The 16,552-nt window shown below is 60.2% G+C and carries 15 protein-coding genes and 2 pseudogenes; 8 read left to right on the forward strand and 9 right to left on the reverse strand.

Features of this window, described 5'->3' with window-relative positions:
• Nucleotides 1-140: 140 nt before the first annotated feature.
• Complete coding sequence (locus KQH55_RS10370; RefSeq protein ID WP_306666085.1) at nucleotides 141-467, reverse strand: DUF1778 domain-containing protein; 327 nt, start codon at nucleotides 465-467, stop codon at nucleotides 141-143.
• 471 nt (nucleotides 468-938) lie between these two features.
• Between KQH55_RS10370 and hpnI the strand changes: the two genes are divergently transcribed.
• The 4 genes from hpnI (at nucleotide 939) to KQH55_RS10390 (ending at nucleotide 5,581) form a co-directional block, all read left to right on the forward strand.
• Complete coding sequence (gene hpnI, locus KQH55_RS10375) at nucleotides 939-2,165, forward strand: bacteriohopanetetrol glucosamine biosynthesis glycosyltransferase HpnI (RefSeq protein ID WP_235090778.1); 1,227 nt, start codon at nucleotides 939-941, stop codon at nucleotides 2,163-2,165.
• Between the two features lie 82 nt (nucleotides 2,166-2,247).
• On the forward strand, nucleotides 2,248-3,669 hold the full coding sequence (hpnJ, locus tag KQH55_RS10380; RefSeq protein ID WP_235090780.1) for a hopanoid biosynthesis associated radical SAM protein HpnJ: 1,422 nt from the start codon (nucleotides 2,248-2,250) through the stop codon (nucleotides 3,667-3,669).
• Complete coding sequence (gene hpnK / locus KQH55_RS10385; RefSeq protein WP_076794379.1) at nucleotides 3,666-4,523, forward strand: hopanoid biosynthesis-associated protein HpnK; 858 nt, start codon at nucleotides 3,666-3,668, stop codon at nucleotides 4,521-4,523. The genes hpnJ and hpnK overlap by 4 nt, the downstream gene beginning before the upstream one ends.
• Nucleotides 4,520-5,581, forward strand: a complete 1,062-nt coding sequence (locus KQH55_RS10390) for a lysylphosphatidylglycerol synthase domain-containing protein (protein WP_076794378.1) — start codon at nucleotides 4,520-4,522, stop codon at nucleotides 5,579-5,581. The genes hpnK and KQH55_RS10390 overlap by 4 nt, the downstream gene beginning before the upstream one ends.
• Before the next feature lie 10 nt (nucleotides 5,582-5,591).
• Here the strand turns inward: KQH55_RS10390 and KQH55_RS10395 are convergent, their stop codons facing one another.
• The 3 genes and pseudogenes from KQH55_RS10395 to KQH55_RS10405 form a co-directional block, all read right to left on the reverse strand.
• A complete protein-coding gene (locus KQH55_RS10395; RefSeq protein WP_076794608.1) occupies nucleotides 5,592-5,951 on the reverse strand; it encodes a DUF3564 family protein in 360 nt (119 codons plus the stop codon).
• 89 nt (nucleotides 5,952-6,040) lie between these two features.
• Nucleotides 6,041-6,349 (reverse strand): DUF1488 domain-containing protein, encoded by a 309-nt coding sequence (locus KQH55_RS10400; RefSeq protein ID WP_235090782.1) that lies wholly within the window; start codon nucleotides 6,347-6,349, stop codon nucleotides 6,041-6,043.
• Nucleotides 6,350-6,478: 129 nt separating this feature from the next.
• Nucleotides 6,479-6,713, reverse strand: a pseudogene (locus KQH55_RS10405) (hypothetical protein).
• Nucleotides 6,714-7,027: 314 nt separating this feature from the next.
• On the opposite strand from KQH55_RS10405, the gene KQH55_RS10410 reads away from it, so the two are divergent.
• Nucleotides 7,028-7,579 carry an NADPH-dependent FMN reductase gene (locus tag KQH55_RS10410; RefSeq protein ID WP_076788236.1) on the forward strand — a complete coding sequence of 184 codons (552 nt, stop codon included), beginning with the start codon at nucleotides 7,028-7,030 and terminating at the stop codon, nucleotides 7,577-7,579.
• Between the two features lie 1,032 nt (nucleotides 7,580-8,611).
• Nucleotides 8,612-9,217 (forward strand): hypothetical protein, encoded by a 606-nt coding sequence (locus tag KQH55_RS10415; RefSeq protein ID WP_235090784.1) that lies wholly within the window; start codon nucleotides 8,612-8,614, stop codon nucleotides 9,215-9,217.
• A 206-nt stretch (nucleotides 9,218-9,423) separates the two neighbouring features.
• On the opposite strand, the gene ahpF is transcribed toward KQH55_RS10415, so the two are convergent.
• From ahpF to KQH55_RS10430, 3 genes are all read right to left on the reverse strand, one after another.
• Nucleotides 9,424-11,019: an alkyl hydroperoxide reductase subunit F gene (gene ahpF, locus KQH55_RS10420; protein ID WP_235090786.1), complete on the reverse strand. Its 1,596-nt coding sequence runs from the start codon at nucleotides 11,017-11,019 to the stop codon at nucleotides 9,424-9,426.
• 78 nt (nucleotides 11,020-11,097) lie between these two features.
• Complete coding sequence (ahpC, locus tag KQH55_RS10425) at nucleotides 11,098-11,661, reverse strand: alkyl hydroperoxide reductase subunit C (RefSeq protein WP_235090788.1); 564 nt, start codon at nucleotides 11,659-11,661, stop codon at nucleotides 11,098-11,100.
• A 622-nt stretch (nucleotides 11,662-12,283) separates the two neighbouring features.
• Nucleotides 12,284-13,066: a putative hydro-lyase gene (locus tag KQH55_RS10430; protein WP_235090790.1), complete on the reverse strand. Its 783-nt coding sequence runs from the start codon at nucleotides 13,064-13,066 to the stop codon at nucleotides 12,284-12,286.
• Nucleotides 13,067-13,609: 543 nt separating this feature from the next.
• Between KQH55_RS10430 and KQH55_RS10435 the strand changes: the two genes are divergently transcribed.
• Complete coding sequence (locus KQH55_RS10435) at nucleotides 13,610-14,254, forward strand: class I SAM-dependent methyltransferase (protein ID WP_235090791.1); 645 nt, start codon at nucleotides 13,610-13,612, stop codon at nucleotides 14,252-14,254.
• Here the strand turns inward: KQH55_RS10435 and KQH55_RS16700 are convergent.
• Nucleotides 14,213-14,740 (reverse strand): annotated as a pseudogene (locus tag KQH55_RS16700) (alpha/beta fold hydrolase); the annotation flags it as partial. The gene KQH55_RS10435 and the pseudogene KQH55_RS16700 overlap by 42 nt on opposite strands.
• A 130-nt stretch (nucleotides 14,741-14,870) precedes the next feature.
• Nucleotides 14,871-15,200 carry a hypothetical protein gene (locus tag KQH55_RS10445; RefSeq protein WP_235090890.1) on the reverse strand — a complete coding sequence of 110 codons (330 nt, stop codon included), beginning with the start codon at nucleotides 15,198-15,200 and terminating at the stop codon, nucleotides 14,871-14,873.
• A 46-nt stretch (nucleotides 15,201-15,246) separates the two neighbouring features.
• Here KQH55_RS10445 and KQH55_RS10450 point away from each other — a divergent pair, with 46 nt between their 5' ends.
• A complete protein-coding gene (locus KQH55_RS10450; protein ID WP_235090794.1) occupies nucleotides 15,247-15,870 on the forward strand; it encodes a GNAT family N-acetyltransferase in 624 nt (207 codons plus the stop codon).
• The last annotated feature ends 682 nt before the right edge of the window (nucleotides 15,871-16,552 follow it).

A 16,552-nucleotide genomic window follows, 5' to 3' on the forward strand; every position in this document is an offset into this window, starting at 1 on the left:
ACTTCAAACAGCGAGCTACCGCGCTGCTTGATTTGATTGACATTGAGACGGCCCTGCGCATCAAGATCGGATACTTGCCGCTGTCGGGGGACCAGGCTCTGCGCGCCCGACGTGAATGGTTCCAATATATGATAGGATACCTAAGGAACCAGCGCCTCGATCGCCATGTTCATCTTACGACGCCGGCGTTTGCGAGGTTTTACGCAAGCGCTCGTTTGGCTGCGAGGCACATCCAGACGCGCTACAAAGGCGGCATAAGCTTCTGTGAAAGCCGTCATGATGGTTTGGTCAAGCCGCGCCTCTTGCGCCGCTGCCCGTGCCGCTTCCAACACAAAATCCGTGCGATTTTTCCCTCGAACCCTCGCAGCCCGGTCAATCAAGCTTCGCTCCTCGGATTTGATGCGCAGATTCAATGTCTCGCGCTTGGCAAACGCTGTGCTGAAAGCTGGCAGGGTAGTTAACGCCAATGACGCATGCTATCGCAGCACAATGTCTTTACAAACTGCTAGCTTAAGCGTCGACCCGTCGCAGGTGCCAACACCCGGCGCCGGTGCAGGCCCACAAAAGGACGAAGGGCTCACCAGGATGACGAAGGGCCTTTGTGTGGTTGGATGCAAGGTTATGATTTTCGTCAAGACGCGGTTGCTGCCATCACATCGAGTCGTTATCATTCTGGACTCGCTTTTGAGCCCGGCGCGCCAACGGACTTGCGTGGGGTGCAACGGGGGGCTGCGGCAGAGGCTGGAAAACGCGGCATCCGGTCGGTAGTATGGGTGAACGCGCACGTCATCAGAATACTGCGTACACTTGATGTAGCAGAAAATAGCCTTTCATGTTGCTTTGGTTGATTACTTTAACGTTGTCCCGGTCCGGCTTGGGCTGGCAAGAATGAATGAAAACGACGCATGTCGCCAAGGTGGCATGCGTCATACTGTGTGATGGCAGTCATCGCAAATCTCGCGTCCTGGTTAATCGTGACCGTCGCCGCCATGGCGGTGTTGTACGCCGTGATCGCCGCAGCGGCGTCGCTGCGCGGGCGTCGACCCTCGCATCAGGCACGGTTGAATGCGCTAGGCGCGCCGCTTGCGTCGGTCAGCGTGCTCAAGCCGCTATGTGGGCTAGAGCCGCGGCTGTTCGAGAATCTCGCGACGTTCTGCGAGCAGGATCATCCGTGCTTCGAATTGCTTTGTGGCGTTCACTCCTCGAACGATCCGGCAATCGCGGTCGTCGAACGGCTGCAAGCGGCTTATCCGGCATGCGACATCCGACTGTGTGTCGATCCGCACGTGCATGGCAGCAATCTGAAGGTCAGCAATCTGATCAACCTGGCTGCACACGCCCGCTACGATACGATTGTCCTTGCAGACAGCGATATCGCGGTGGAGCCGCATTATCTAGCCTCGGTGTGCGCGCCGCTGGCCGATCCGGCTGTGGGCGTGGTCACGTGCCTGTACCGGGCACACGGCGTCGGTCCGTGGTGGACGCGGCTCGGCGCGATGTTTGTCAACGACTGGTTCGCGCCATCGGTGCGGGTCGCGCATGCTGGCGGATCGACCCGCTTTGGTTTCGGCTCAACGCTGGCGCTGCGGCGGCAGACCCTTGATACAGTTGGCGGTTTCCAGCGGTTGAAGAACTGCCTCGCGGACGATTATTGGTTGGCCGAGCACGCACGCGAAATTGGGCTCGCGACGGTGTTGTCCGACATCACCGTGTCCACCGACGTCGCGGAGTCGCATTTCAGTGCGCTGTGGCGGCGTGAAACGCGTTGGTTGCGCACGATCCGCTCGATCAATCCGCTCGGTTTCGGTTTCCTGTTCGTCACGTTCACATCGCCGTGGTTGACCGTGGCTGCCGCACTCGCGCTGGCCCGGCCCGCGTCCCAGACGCTGTTGAGCGGCGTTGCCGCGGTGCTGGCCGGCATCGGTTTGCTCGCGCGGCTAGTGCTGCACTGGCGTGGCATCTACATCACCGGCGAGGTGGTTCGGGACCACGGCGCGCGCACCGTGCGCGCCTTCCTGCGCGATGTGCCGCTGGTGCCGTTGCGCGACATGTTGTTGTTGGGCCAATGGTTGAGCGCTGCGGTCGGCTCGCACGTATACTGGCGCGGCTCGCGCGTGCCGCTGGTCGGCACGCCATTACCGTCGCGCAAACGTGAGTCGCTGTAGTGGCGCGCGGCCCGACGGATCAAGGTCATGGTTTTGGGGAACGGGTGCGGCGTTCATCGCACATTGCGGAGCATTTGACTAAATGAAGACGCTTTTCTTGCAGGCTCCGTCGTTTGACGGTTTTGACGGCGGCGCCGGATCACGCTATCAGGCCAAGCGCGAAATACGCTCGTTCTGGTACCCGACGTGGCTCGCGCAGCCCGCTGCGATGGTGCCGGGCAGCCGCGTGCTCGATGCGCCGGCTGACGGCCTATCGGTCGGGGCGACGCTTGATATCGCGCAAGGCTATGACCTGGTCGTTATCCACACGAGCACGCCGTCGTTCCCAACCGACGCGTTGTTTGCGCAGAAGCTCAAGGAGCGCAAGCCGTCGGTGATGATTGGCATGGTTGGCGCGAAAGTGGCGGTCGATCCGCATGGCTCGCTCAGCGCGAGTGCGGCGATCGACTGGGTCGGCCGCGAGGAGTTCGACTATACGTGCAAGGAAGTCGCCGAAGGCCGGCCGTTGAAGGACGTCACCGGCCTGTCGTACCGGCTGGCCGATGGCTCGATCGAGCACAATCCACCGCGACCGATGATCGAGAACATGGACGAGTTGCCGTTCGTGGCGCCTATCTACAAGCGCGACCTGAAGATCGACAACTATTTCATCGGCTACCTGAAGCATCCGTACGTGTCGATCTATACCGGCCGTGGCTGCCGCTCGCGCTGCACGTTCTGCCTGTGGCCACAAACGGTCGGTGGGCATCGCTATCGGGTACGCTCGGTCGAGAATGTGCTGGAGGAAGTGAAGTGGATTCGCGACAACATGCCTGAAGTCAAGGAGATCATGTTCGACGACGACACGTTCACCGACTTCAAGCCGCGCGTGGAGGCAATCGCGCGCGGGCTCGGCAAGCTCGGTGTCACGTGGTCGTGCAATGCCAAGGCGAACGTGCCGTATTCGACGCTGAAGATTATGAAGGAGAACGGTCTGCGGCTGTTGCTGGTCGGCTACGAGTCTGGCGACGATCAGATCTTGCTGAACATCAAGAAGGGATTGCGCACCGATATCGCACGCCGTTTCAGTGAGGACTGCCGCAAGCTGGGCATCAAGATTCACGGCACGTTCATCCTCGGTCTGCCCGGGGAAACGCGCGAGACGATTCAAAAAACCATTGCGTATGCGAAGGAGATCAACCCGCATACGATCCAGGTGTCGCTGGCTGCGCCGTACCCCGGAACGACACTGTACAAGCAGGCCGTCGAGAACGGTTGGCTGGAGGAAAACAAGGTTATCAACCTGGTCAGCCACGAGGGCGTGCAGTTGGCGGCGATCGGTTACCCGCATCTGTCGCGCGAGGACATCTATCACGGCCTCGAGGAGTTCTATAAGCGGTTCTATTTCCGGCCGTCAAAAATATGGGAGATCGTGCGGGAGATGCTAACGAGCTGGGAAATGATGAAGCGCCGGCTGCGCGAGGGGGTCGAGTTCTTCCGTTTCCTACGAGCACGCGAGGCGTGACACAGTCGCCGGCCCGCGCATTGATCGTTACCGCCGACGACTTCGGGCTGCATCCGCGCGTGAACGAGGCGGTCGAGCGCGCGCATCGCGATGGCATCTTGAATGCGGCAAGCCTAATGGTGGCCGCGCCAGCCGCGCGCGATGCGCTCGAGCGTGCGCGTCGGATGCCGTCGCTGCGTGTCGGCTTGCATCTGGTGCTGGCCGACGGCAATGCGATGCTGCCGCGTGAGCGCATCGCGTCCCTGGTCGACGCCCACGGCCGGTTTGGCAATACGATGGCGCGCGATGGGGCCCGGTTCTTTTTCCTGCCGCATGTGCGCCGGCAACTGGCCCGCGAGATCCGCGCGCAGTTCGACGCGTTCGCGGCGACTGGCTTGACGCTGGACCACGTCAATACGCACAAGCATTTCCACCTGCACCCGACCGTCTTGTCGCTGATTGTCAAAATCGGCCGCGATTACGGCATGCACGCGATGCGGCTGCCGCGAGAGGCTGACGCGCCGCTGCTGCTGCGGCCGTGGATCGCGCTGGTCCAGTCGCGGCTGCGGCGTGCCGGGATCGCGTACAACGACTACGTAGTGGGCATTGCCCGCAGTGGTCAGATGGACGAGGCCGCGCTGCTCGCGGCTATCGCGCATCTGCCGCCCGGGGTCGGCGAGATCTATCTGCATCCGGCCGTGCCGGGCGAGGAGGCCATCACGCCGTCGATGCGCGATTACCGCCATGCGGATGAACTCGACGCGCTGCTGTCGCCGCGTGTTGCCGCGGCGCTGGCAGCGGCGAACGTGCGGTGCGGCGGTTTCCGCGATGTGCTGCCAGCCCGGGCCGGCACGAATCGCGAGGCACTCGCATGAAGTTGCTGCGCGCACTGAGTTGGCCTCTGGGCATCGCGATCTTCGTCGCGTTGCTGTGGCATGAGGGCGTGCATGACGTGAGCCAGCCGCTGTCGCAGGCGGGCTTTGCGTTGTTATGGCTGGTGCCGTTTCACATCGTGCCGCTTGCATTCGATGCGCAAGCATGGCGAATCCTGCTAGAGCGGCGTGCGTCGCTGTTGTTCCTGACCTGGGCAGCGACCGTGCGCGAAGCCGTGTCTCGGATGCTGCCGTCCGCGGGCATCGGCGGTGAACTGGTCGGTATCCGGCTGGCCGCGTGGCGCGTCAACGATGCGAGCCTGGTGGCCGCGTCGGTGGTTGTCGAGGTGCTGACCACGATCGCGGTCCAGTACGTGTTCTCGGTGCTGGGCATCGTGCTGATCTTTTTGCAGGCTTCGCACCACGGTTCGCTGACCCCGATTGTCGTCGGCCTCGTATTGTCGTTGCCGATACCGATCGTGTGCGTGGTGTTGTTGCGACGCGGCGGCTTGTTCGATAAGCTCGACCGTTTCGCGAAACGATTGTTTGGGGCTGGTCACCGGTTGCTGGCCGGCGTCGATGGCGCCGCATTGGATTGCCGCATCGACGCGGTGCTTACGCGTGCGGCGACGTTGGCGTCAGCGTTCGCATGGCAATTGGCCGGCTACGTGATCGGCGCACTGGAAACGTATTGGGCATTGGCGCTGCTGGGTCATCCCGTATCGATCGGCGCGGCGCTGGCTATCGAGGCGCTGACCCAGGCGGTACGCCACGCCGCGTTCATCGTGCCGGCCGGTCTTGGGGTGCAAGAGGCGGCGGTGCTCGTGCTGGCGCAGATGCTGGGGATCGATGCGGCGACCGCGATGTCGCTGGCGGTGACCAAGCGCATGCGCGAGGTCGTGTTCAGCGGCCTGGCGCTCGCATCATGGCAGCTCGTGGAGTCCTGGCGTGCACATCGGACCATCGGTGAGCCATTGCGCCGTCGTTGGCGGGTGCAGCGACGGCTGCGACGGCGGGCGCGCCGTGCTGCCGCAGTTTCTGTGCCGTTGGTGCGTCGCTGACGCCACGCCGTTAGTGGCGCAATTCGCTGGGCTCGGTCGGTTCGACTTCGCAGTTGACCGTCTGCAGGTGCCAGCGGCCGTCCACGGGCTCACCGCTGCGGAGGCTGACCCAGGCGGCGGCGCCATGCTCGATCGCGGCGCGCACGCCACGCCCGAAGCGCAAGCCGTGCAGCGTGCACAGTGGGGCGTTTTCCTCGGGGCCGCACAGCAGCATCGTGTCGTCCTCATCGCGCAGCCGTCCCCATGACGGCAGATCGATGCCACTGTGCGATTCCCGTGACCAGACGCGTTCGTCAATATCGGGCCACAACACCGCGAGGTCGTCGCGAGTCTGCGGGTCGCTACCGTTAACTAGGATTGTCAAGCGCATCGTGTGCTCCTTCGCGGTTGCGCACAGACACCGTTTGACCTCGACCGTGACCGGTGATCCGGCGTAACCAACGTGATAGAGGCGCGGCGTCAGCCACACTGTGTCGCGCGTGCCGCTTCGCGGCATTGCTGGAAGCGCAGGTAGCCGCTACGCAACAAGATCTCGTTGAAACCCGAACCTTGAAGCACGTTAAATGCGGCATGCTCGATCGCCGCGCGGTGCCGGTCGAACGCCGCCAACAGGTCGCCCGGATCGGTTGACTCCGCGCCGAAATGGTCCTCGAGCGCTTCTGCCGAGATCGAGCAATCGACTGGTCGGTCATCGACCTTCGCGGTGAACCCCACGGTCAGATTCCAGTCGCGGAATTCCGGCGGTGTATTGACGAAAATGATCTCCATGATAGGCTCCCCGCGTGGCGCGGACGGGGACGGTGCGCACGGCCGCGCCACGGCGCATCATCCAGGGCTGGGCGGGCTGCCAGCCCTAATTGAATGATCGTAGCCACTAACACGCGAAAAGCAAGAAGATTAATCATTGGGCGCCCAGTGTCCGCGCACCCATTTCCAGTGATCGTAGTCCCACACGATAGTGGCCCTTAGTCCAATGGTATCCCGGCATGGGACCGCCCGGTACCATCTCCACGACGGGGGCCGGTTGCGGCGGGCGTGCGGGCTCCACCACGCACGCGGCAAGCGCGGCGGGTACGGCTGCGGTGAGCACGAGCGCGCGCAGGCGCTGAATCGTCGGGATGGCATATTCCATGCGAATTCTCCTGTGAATTAGTCGGGGCACCGGCGTAAAGACGGCGCCTTTCCGTAGAACAACGGCTCAGGACGGCCATGCGCGTACATCACGGTTGTATGCAAACGCCTGAAGGTGTAACGGGTGATTGCGCCGATGCAGCATGCTGACGCGCGCAGCGCGTGTGAGCCTGGGCAATGTTGGCCGATGTTGTCCGAATGTATCGGACGCGCTGCTCGATACTTTTATTCAGCGCCGCTATAGTGAGGAGAAGTCGCGCGCGATGGTCAGTATGGGCGTGCATTGTTCTATCCACCCGTTCGAAGGAGGGCGTGATGGCCTACAAAGTTGCGGTAATAGTCGGAAGTATCCGCGTGGATTCGTGGAACAAGAAGCTCGCGCATGCGCTCGCGCGGCTGGCGGGCGACCGGCTCGAGTGCCGGTTCATCGATATTGCCACGTTGCCATTGTTTAGTGAGGATCTGGAAGTGCAGATGCCGGAGCCGGTCAGCCGGCTAAAGCTTGACATTGAGGCGGCGCAGGCGTTGTGGTTCTTCACCCCCGAGTACAACCGCGGCCTGCCCGGCGTGTTGAAAAACGCGATCGACTGGGCCTCCCGTCCGTATGGCAAGAGCTCGTTTGCTGGCAAGCCGGCTGCGGTGGCAGGCGCTTCAATTGGCACGATCGGTACGGCGATCGCCCAGCAGCAGCTGCGCAACGTACTGGCGTACCTAGATGTGCCCACGCTCGGTCAACCCGAGGTCTTCCTGCACGTCAAGGACGATACGTTCAATGCCGATGGCGACATTGCGAACGCCAGAACGAAGCAGTTCTTGCAAGGTTTCGCCGATCGCTACGTCGGATGGCTGGACAAGTTGCTGAAGTGAGTGCTGACTGCGCGCATCGGCCACGGCGGTGACCAAGGCGCGCCGCGCAGTCGCGCCTCGGTTTTTACGCCTTCCGCGACGAGGATGCCCCACGCAGCATCGCCCAGCCAGGGCAGTGGCCGGGCAGCATGCTTTCCAATGCCGCGCTGTCAGCAATGATGTTCCAACCCGCTGGTCGGTCGCGGCGGCTCGGCGAGCGCTCGCCGAGGGTACAACGTAGTCGCTGACCACGTGATGGCCGACGTTCTGCAAGTCGAAGAATTGGCGCGGGCCATTTGAGATCCGAACGAACCCTACCAGGCGAGCGTGATGCAGATAGGCGGCCCGACATCCCGAAGGTGAGAGCATTCGGGACAGGGGCGTGGGATGCTGGTGCGACGCAGCAGCGGGCGCCGCAAAGGTGAGGTTATTCGGGAGCCCTTGAGCGCCGATGCCGTAAATCAGGCCCACGTACGGGCCTGTCGCATGGCGCGCGATGAATCGCACCGAGCGGGCGCTTTGCTACCGTGACACGGCATCAACATTGGGTATGCCGCGCATGCTGTATCCTGCATGGATGAAGCCGGTTATCAATCCATTGGTAGCGGAGCAACGTTAAACGCGGATGGCACACTGGTCGAAAGGATGTTATGCGGATTCACCGCAAAGGTCGCCGTTGTGCATGATTATGCGATCACGTATATGGACCATCGTTCAGCGGTCTCTAACCTATCCCGCGAAGAAGTATAGAGCATACGCTGTCGCCATACTGTGACGCAGCGCCGCAGGGGTGACGCGGTGCCGCAGAACTGTCAGCCGAATCTGAGGTATCGTTGTTTTCAAGGCGGTGCAGCATTTTTTAATTAGAAATGCTAGTCAATAATTATGAGATCGTCGAGACTTCGCTAAAAAGTATTTTATATCGCTATCCTGAATATTGGTTATGTGAGAAAACCTAATCTGATTGAGCATGAATGACATTGTTGAGACATTACATGTTGCATTTCCGTCAAGTCAGATGCCTTTGTTTGACAGTTTAGTAGTGAGGCCCCCATGCAAGTTAATACGATTAATCCAGGCTCGTCGCAGGTGGATTCCTTGTCGTTTCACAATGAGCTGAATACACGTAGTGAAGTCGCGGGACAGGGGCTAGCACGTGCCGGTTCAAAGCCAGATGGAATGTTGGCTGAACTGCCCGCGCTCGCGTGCCGCAAGTCGATGGCAAGACGCAGAAACGTGACGAGCCAGGCCGCCGTCTTTGCCCAGCATCCTGAAGCCAAGTATTACCCTCCCGCGGTGCGACAGATCAGTGGCCTATTGGAGAAACAGAACATTGGCATATCAGATCACGCGCATGACGAGGTCATTGCGAATATGAAAGGGTTGTGCTCCGGTACGCAAACCTATACGGGGGCGCATCTGGTCGAAAGCAGGGTATTCGGACGCGATGCTATTGAACATCTCAGGTCGGGTGAGATGTATCTTGCTTCGGTAAATTGCTTTGGTTCGTTAATTAATGGTGTGGCATCGATGACAGTTGGACCGGCGCATGATTTCGATGATGCCAGACGGTCGTCGGACCCTCAAAGGGCCGCACGTGCGTATGCCAGTATCGGTTGGGACTTCGAGACACTGCCGTCGCCGACACCGCGCGGTTGACATGGGCTATCGCGGGTGCCGTTTGTGGCCAATATGTTCGGCTACGTTCCCCGGGCGCCGCCCGCTGCCGGTTGGCCATGTTCCGGAGGCGATTCGCCGAACATCGCGGCAAGCGAGGGCGTTCCCCCACCTTCACTATCGGGTCATTCTTCAGCGTTCACCGTCATGGATGCCGGGGCGGCCACCCCCGCCCCGGCACTCTGTCGTCACGCCGCTTGCAATTTACTGGCGGGCAACGGCTCGATCACCACCGGGTCGGCATGGCGGATTAGGTGTTCGAACGCGCCGAGCGACGCTTTCGCTCCTTCGCCAATGGCGATCACGATCTGCTTGAACGGCACCGTGGTCACGTCGCCGGCAGCGAATACCCCAGGTACCGACGTTGCCCCCTTGGCATCGACGACGATTTCACCGTGCGTCGACAACTCGACTGTGCCCTTCAGCCACTCCGTATTGGGTACCAGGCCGATTTGCACGAACACGCCCGCCAGTTCGATGTGTTGCGATTCACCTGTGCGAAGATCCCGGTACGTCAGCCCGTCCACCTTGCTACCGTTGCCCATGATCCGGGTAGTCTGTGCTTGTGTGATCACCGTGACGTTGGATAGGCTGTTCAGCTTGCGCTGCAACACCGCGTCGGCGCGTAACTGGGGGCCGTATTCGAGCAGCGTGACATGACTGACGATGCCCGCCAAGTCGATGGCCGCCTCGACGCCCGAATTGCCGCCTCCCACGACGGCGACACGCTTGCCTTTGAAGAGGGGCCCATCGCAGTGCGGACAATAGGCGACGCCGCGGTTGCGATATTCTCGCTCGCCTGGCACGTCGATCTCGCGCCAACGCGCGCCGGTGGCGAGTACAATGGTTTTCGCCTTCAGCACCGCGCCGCTGGCGAGCCGCACCTGATGCACGGGGCCGGGAATCAGTGCGTCGGCGCGTTGCGTATCCATGATGTCGACGTCGTACTGTGTTACGTGCTGTTCGAGCGCCGTGGCGAACTTGGGTCCTTCCGTTTCCTGCACTGACACAAAGTTCTCGATGGCTAGCGTATCGAGCACCTGCCCGCCGAAGCGTTCGGCCACCACCCCCGTGGCGATACCCTTGCGTGCGGCGTAGATGGCCGCAGCCGCGCCCGCCGGTCCGCCACCGACGATCAGTACGTCGAACACTGGCTTGTTCTGTAGCGACTGCGCCGTGCGCTCACTTGCGCTGCTGTCCAGCTTGGCGAGGATATCCTTGATGCCGCTGCGGCCCTGACCGAACAGCTCGCCGTTTAAGAACATCATGGGCACCGCCATGATTTGCCGGGCTTGGACCTCATCCTGAAACAGCGCACCATCGATCGCGACATGCCGGATGCGTGGGTTGATCAATGTCATCAGGTTGAGCGCTTGCACGACTTCCGGGCAGTTTTGGCAGGATAGCGAAAAATACGTTTCGAACTGGTAGTCTCCGTCCAGTTCACGGATCTGCTGAATTAGCGCATCGTCGAGCTTCAATGGGTGTCCGCCGGTTTGCAGCAGCGCAAGCACCAGCGACGTGAACTCGTGGCCGAGCGGGATGCCCGCAAAACGGATGCCGCTGGGCTTGCCCGGCTCGCCAATCGAGAACGACGGCTTGCGCGGTTCGTCGTCACGCCGCACGTTGACACGGATGTGGCCGGACAGCGACGCAATATCGTCGAACAACGCGAGCAGTTCGCGCGACTTGTCGCTGTCGTCGACCGATGCGACGATTTCGATTGGTCGGTTGACCTTTTCCAGGTACGTTTTGAGTTGACTTTTCAGGGTTGCGTCGAGCATGTCAGTTCCAATTGGGTAGGTATTGGGGCACGCGGCGCCTTCGTGGTAACGGCGCCGCGCGTCATGCGGTGTCTTGCGTCAGATCTTTCCGATCAGGCCCAGCGACGGCTTGAGCGTTTGCGCGCCGGGAGACCATTTCGCAGGGCAGACTTCGCCCGGATGCGCAGCGACATACTGGGCCGCTTGCACCTTGCGTAGCAATTCACCGGCGTCGCGGCCGATGCCGTTGTCATGGATTTCGCATAACTTGATTTCGCCTTCCGGGTTGACGACGAACGTGCCCCGTAGCGCCATGCCTTCCTCTTCGACGAGCACCTCGAAGTTGCGCGAGATCGCCTGCGTCGGGTCGCCGATCATGGGATAGGCGATTTTGCCGATCGTGTCCGACGTGTCGTGCCACGCTTTATGTGTGAAATGCGTGTCGGTTGATACGCTGTAGATCTCGACACCGAGTTGCTGAAACTCAGCGTATCGGTCAGCCAGATCATCGAGTTCGGTCGGGCAGACGAAGGTGAAATCGGCCGGATAGAAGACGATCATCGACCACTTACCCTTGAGTGTCTGGTCGCTGACCGGCACGAATTGACCGTTGTGATAGGCGGTTGCGTTGAACGGCTTGATCCGGCTGTTGATGATCGACATTCGGTCCTCCTGTTTGTAGGGTTTCGATCCAGGACTCCAGTATGTCGGCGGCAGGATATTAGGTAAATTTGATTGGTTTTATAAATGCAATTTATATATTCTATTAAGTGACGCCGATGTCTGAACCGCCTCATGCCGCCGGCAGCGCAGGATAGGGCAGCAGGGCAGCAGGGCAGCGGCGCGGTGAAGGCGTCGATCAGACGCTGCCCGAGCTACACATGCGCTGGGCTAGACACGCCTTAACAGGTATGTCCAGCCGAATTCGAGGTTCAATGGAATCCATCGTCGATGGTGCTCTATATCGTGGCATAACGCTACGATGTTGCTGAGCCTGCGGGCATTGACCGGACCGACCGTTGCCAACGAAAACCCGATTCAGCAAATTTTGTCCACATGTAGCCTGTAGTTTTCTGTGTTCAAGCTGACATCTTCTGATGCGGTCTGCGTTACCTCGACGAATGACTTCGATCCTACGTCCAACAAAGCACTGTTAGCGGCCACCGAAGCCTAGTAAAACTGCATGAAACGCTCCGCAGCTTTGATGATAGGTGGATGACTCCGTCGCCGAGTCTGAGAGTCGGCAATGAAGTGTCTTCGTGGAGTCGATAGCGTCTGCAACCTGTCAGGATAAAAGCGTTTCAATTGAGATGTCCGTAATCAACATGTGCCCCGCAGCATGACCGATAGCAAACGGAAGCTCAGCTGCCATCACGGCGACTTGCGGGGTAAGCCCGCAAGCCCAAAAGACAGGAATTTCACCGGTTCGCACGGCCGGCAGCCCGGGGAAATCAGGCTGGCCAACATCTGTGATTCCGATTTCCAAAGGATTGCCAAAGTGAACCGGCGCACCGTGTACCTGCGGATAACGACTTGTGATTTCGATAGCTTGAATGGTTTGCGCCACGCTGAACGGGCGCATCGAAACAGCGAGTTTTCCGCCAAAGGGACCGCTTCGATGATTATCGATGTTCGAAACGAACACAGGAGCGCTTCCGCCTAACTCAATGTGTCGCACGGGTAAACCGTTTTTCAAAAGCAGATGATCGAATGAAAACGAGCATCCGAGTGCAAAAACGACGAGGTCACCTCTCCACACCTTATTGAGGTCGGTCAGTGAATTAGAGGGCTTGCCGTTTCGATACACGGTGTATCGCGGTAGGTCAGTTCGAATGTCAATGTCCTCGCCTAACGTTGGCAAGTTCCAGCTGCCAACTTCTCCGACGGCAAGCAATGGACAGGCGCGTGGATTTAGTGCGCAAAACCTCGCGAAATCAGCGGCATATTCGTGTGGAAGAATCATCAGATTCGCTTGCACATAGCCTTCACAGTATCCGGCAGTTGGCTGATCATACAGACCAGCCCGTGCAGCGCGCCGAAACTCGTATGGGTGAGTGTGCTTGTCCATGCCTCTCTCCGGTTAACAGATATTGATTTCAGCGATTTCCCCAATGCGCGTAAGTACAGCCGAATAGAGGGTGTTCAGCGAGTCTGAGTCGCCCCTATTGAAATTTCGGCGTTGCAGTAACCCATCCACTAGCGAATACACCATGGTAGTTCACCAGCTACGTCGGCACATCTAGTTGCGTCGTGGCCGTCCAGAAGGAGGGAATGACGGTGGAGGATGTCGCGAACGTGAAATATCCAGTGGTTTGCAAGAACCCATCCGAGTATCGGCCAATGCGGCATGGACGTCGTCGCAATCAAGGTGCCTGGCCACCATGACATGCTTCGCTTTAAGCACGCCAACCGCAGCCAGCGTTACGCGTTCTGACGGCAATAGGAGCATTGAGCTGCCTGGCAACGCCGCCCATGGCGGCTGCTTTGCCGACAAGCTACTTCGGCAGTGCTTCGATCGGTTCGCGTTCGGTTTTGTCGGAACAGGTCGGCGTCCTTACGATTCCGGCGTGGAAGAGTCACTTGGCATGCCGAATCTTGAAGAGGAAGCGATATGGAAGCGCAACTGTTGTCGACGAATCATCGGACCGGTGATCTGAGCCGCCAGTACGATCGCTTCCCTGACAGTTATGCGCAGGATGCGCAAGACCAGAACCAAGACAGTTCACGCCTATTCCACAGCCTGGTGCCCGGCGACCTGACAGGGTTGACCGTGCTGGACATCGGCTGCGGCGCGGGCGACGATTTGCACGCACTCGGTGCGCGAGGCGCGACGTTGTTCGGCGTGGAGCCGGCGGCGCAGTTATGCGAGCTTGCGCGACGCCGCAATCCGGGCGCGACTATCGTGCAGGCAAGTGGCGAGTCGTTGCCATTCGACGACCAGGTATTCGACGTGATCGTATCGAAATGGGCGCTCCAAACCTCACCCGATCTTGCCGCGATCCTCGCCGAGATCGAGCGCACCATGGTGCCTGGCGGATCGCTGGTCGTGCTGACCAAACACCCGTTGCGACAGTACCTGGAGAAGATCGATACATTTGGTCATGGCATCGACTATTTCGTTCAGCAAGTCGTCGCATCGCGAATTTTCGATGGCCAGATCACGCTTGCGCGCCAGGTAGACGCCGCGCAACAGAAATCCGCTACAGCGTTGCGGATGCGTGCTGCCATAGGCGAGTGCGAGCGTCGTACCCCATGAGCCGCCGAACACGGTCCAGCACTCGATCCGCAAGTGTTCGCGCAGTTTTTCGATATCGCCCACTAGATCCACGATGCCGTTGTGCTCTAGTTCGCCGAACGGCGTGGAGCGACCGCAGCCGCGCTGGTCGAAGAAGACGATCCGCCAGCGCGTCGCATCGAGATGGTCGGCCCAGCCCAAGCTCGTCGCGCCGCCGGGACCGCCGTGCAGCACGACGATTGGCTGCGCCTGCGGATTGCCTAATTCGCGCCAGTAGATCGAATGGCCGTTGCCGACGTCAAGCATGCCTTCGGCATCGCTTGTTTTCTGCACCGTCTTGCTGGGGTTGCCCATGTATGGTTCGCCAGGGTTTGCCAATGTATCTGAAAGCATAACCGGCTTGACGAATTTTGTATTAGGTACTGCGTTGCCGGCGCGCCGCATGCGAAGTCGTTTCGGCACGGTAGCGCGATGCCGCGCTACCGTGCCACGTCCTGCATAGGCCATGCAATGGAGAATGTCGTGCACAAGAAACGAGCGATGCTGTTGGCCGCGATGGCCCTTGCGTACGCGCTTCGATGCGTGGCCGTGGAGCCTGGCACCATGCAGCACGGAAACGACGATTGGCGCATGCGCATCAGCGACAGCACGAGCGAGCGGGCACGTCTTGATCAGCAGCGGTACTGGCGGCAATATAACGATCGACAACGATACTGGCGCCAATATAACGATCAGCAACGGTATTGGCGGCAATACAACGACCGGCAACGATACTGGCGGCAATATAACGATCAACAACGACATTGACGGCAATACAACGATCAATATCGCTACTGGCGCGAATATAACGAGCGCAGCACGATCGGCATCTGCGCGGCCCGTGGTAGCCACGCGGCCTGACGGCGCGGCGCGCGTCGCGGCGACGGTCGCCGCTATTTTTACGGTATTTTTTCTTGCGACGCCACAAAACCGGGCTCTAGACTTCGTACAACTGATTCAATGTGGGAGGTCGCATGTCATTGCAGCGCGCGTATGTCGATGATAGCAAGGCGCGGACAGTCGGACGAGGCATCACACTCAGACGGTTCGACCCACGCGTGGATTCCTATGCGTCGTTGACTGCCATGCTGCATCGTGCATTCGCTCGCCTTGGGGCCATGGAGCTAAACTGCGCCTGCGTCGGCCAGTCGGTCACCTCGACGAGGCAGCGTGCGCAGGCCGGCGATTGCTTCGTCGTAGCATACGGCCCTACGCCAATTGGCACAATGACGTTGTACGCACGCGATGCCGAGTCCGCATGCGCTTACTATCGGCTGCGTGATGTTGCGACGCTGCGTCAGTTTGGCATCGATCCGGCATGGCAGGGACGCGGGCTCGGCACGATGCTGCTGGCGTTCGCCGAGCATTGGGCGGCCACCCGCGGCTACGCGGCGCTTGCGCTCGATACCCCGTATCCGGCATCGCACCTGATCGCGTTCTATCGTTCACAGGGATTTCGCTTCGTAGACGTGATGCGATTTGCTGACAAGTGCTATGACAGCGCCATCCTGAGCAAACCACCGGTTGCGGCACGGATGCTCGGTCAGTGGGATCGGCGACTGATGCTGGCGCGGCGCACGTTGGCCGGGGCCGCATAAGCGTGGCAGCGCCTATCCAGCGCATGGTTCGCCTTCGATCGCGTTGCTGGCGCATTATGTCCCATGGAATACAAGGGGCAGTGTTGAAGCGAGATAGAGGCCCAGTCCGAGCGTCGGATGGCCTGTGCCGATCGTTGCCGTTGCGATGACGACGCCGGTCAGCGCCAGCGCGTCCAGTCATCGGCGCACGCGCAGGCGGCGGTGAAGTGTTTGCTGCCTTTCGCGGCCTTTTTCGCTGCTATGGCGGATCGAATATTTCAAGACGGACAGATCAGACATGGCGTTCTCCAAGTGGGAATCTGCATTGTCCACTCGCCAAAAAACGGTGTGTAAATGTTCGGCTGGCTGCCGTAAAAACGACATCTATAGCCGGATGTCGGCCGGCTGCAGCAGCGGGCCAGCGCCGGGGCACGGTTGGGTGTCGGGCGCGCGCCCCCTCTTGGCGTTTTTTATATGCACGCGCCGGAGTTTTCTGACATAGGGGGTTGGCGTGCTGCAATGGCAGCATGGACTCAATGGGCACTCGCATAACGTCAGCACAAACACGGGCATCCGACGTGTCGATTAGAATGCGCACGTGGTATCTGTGGATCGTGCGAGACGATATCGTGGCGCCGGGCGCAGGCGGCCGCCTGTCTCATCAATGTCACGTGTGACGGGGGTAGCGGTTGCGTGGCGCGTC

It is taken from the genome of Mycetohabitans sp. B3 (assembly GCF_021498065.1).
In the GTDB taxonomy this organism is placed as follows: Bacteria; Pseudomonadota; Gammaproteobacteria; order Burkholderiales; family Burkholderiaceae; genus Mycetohabitans.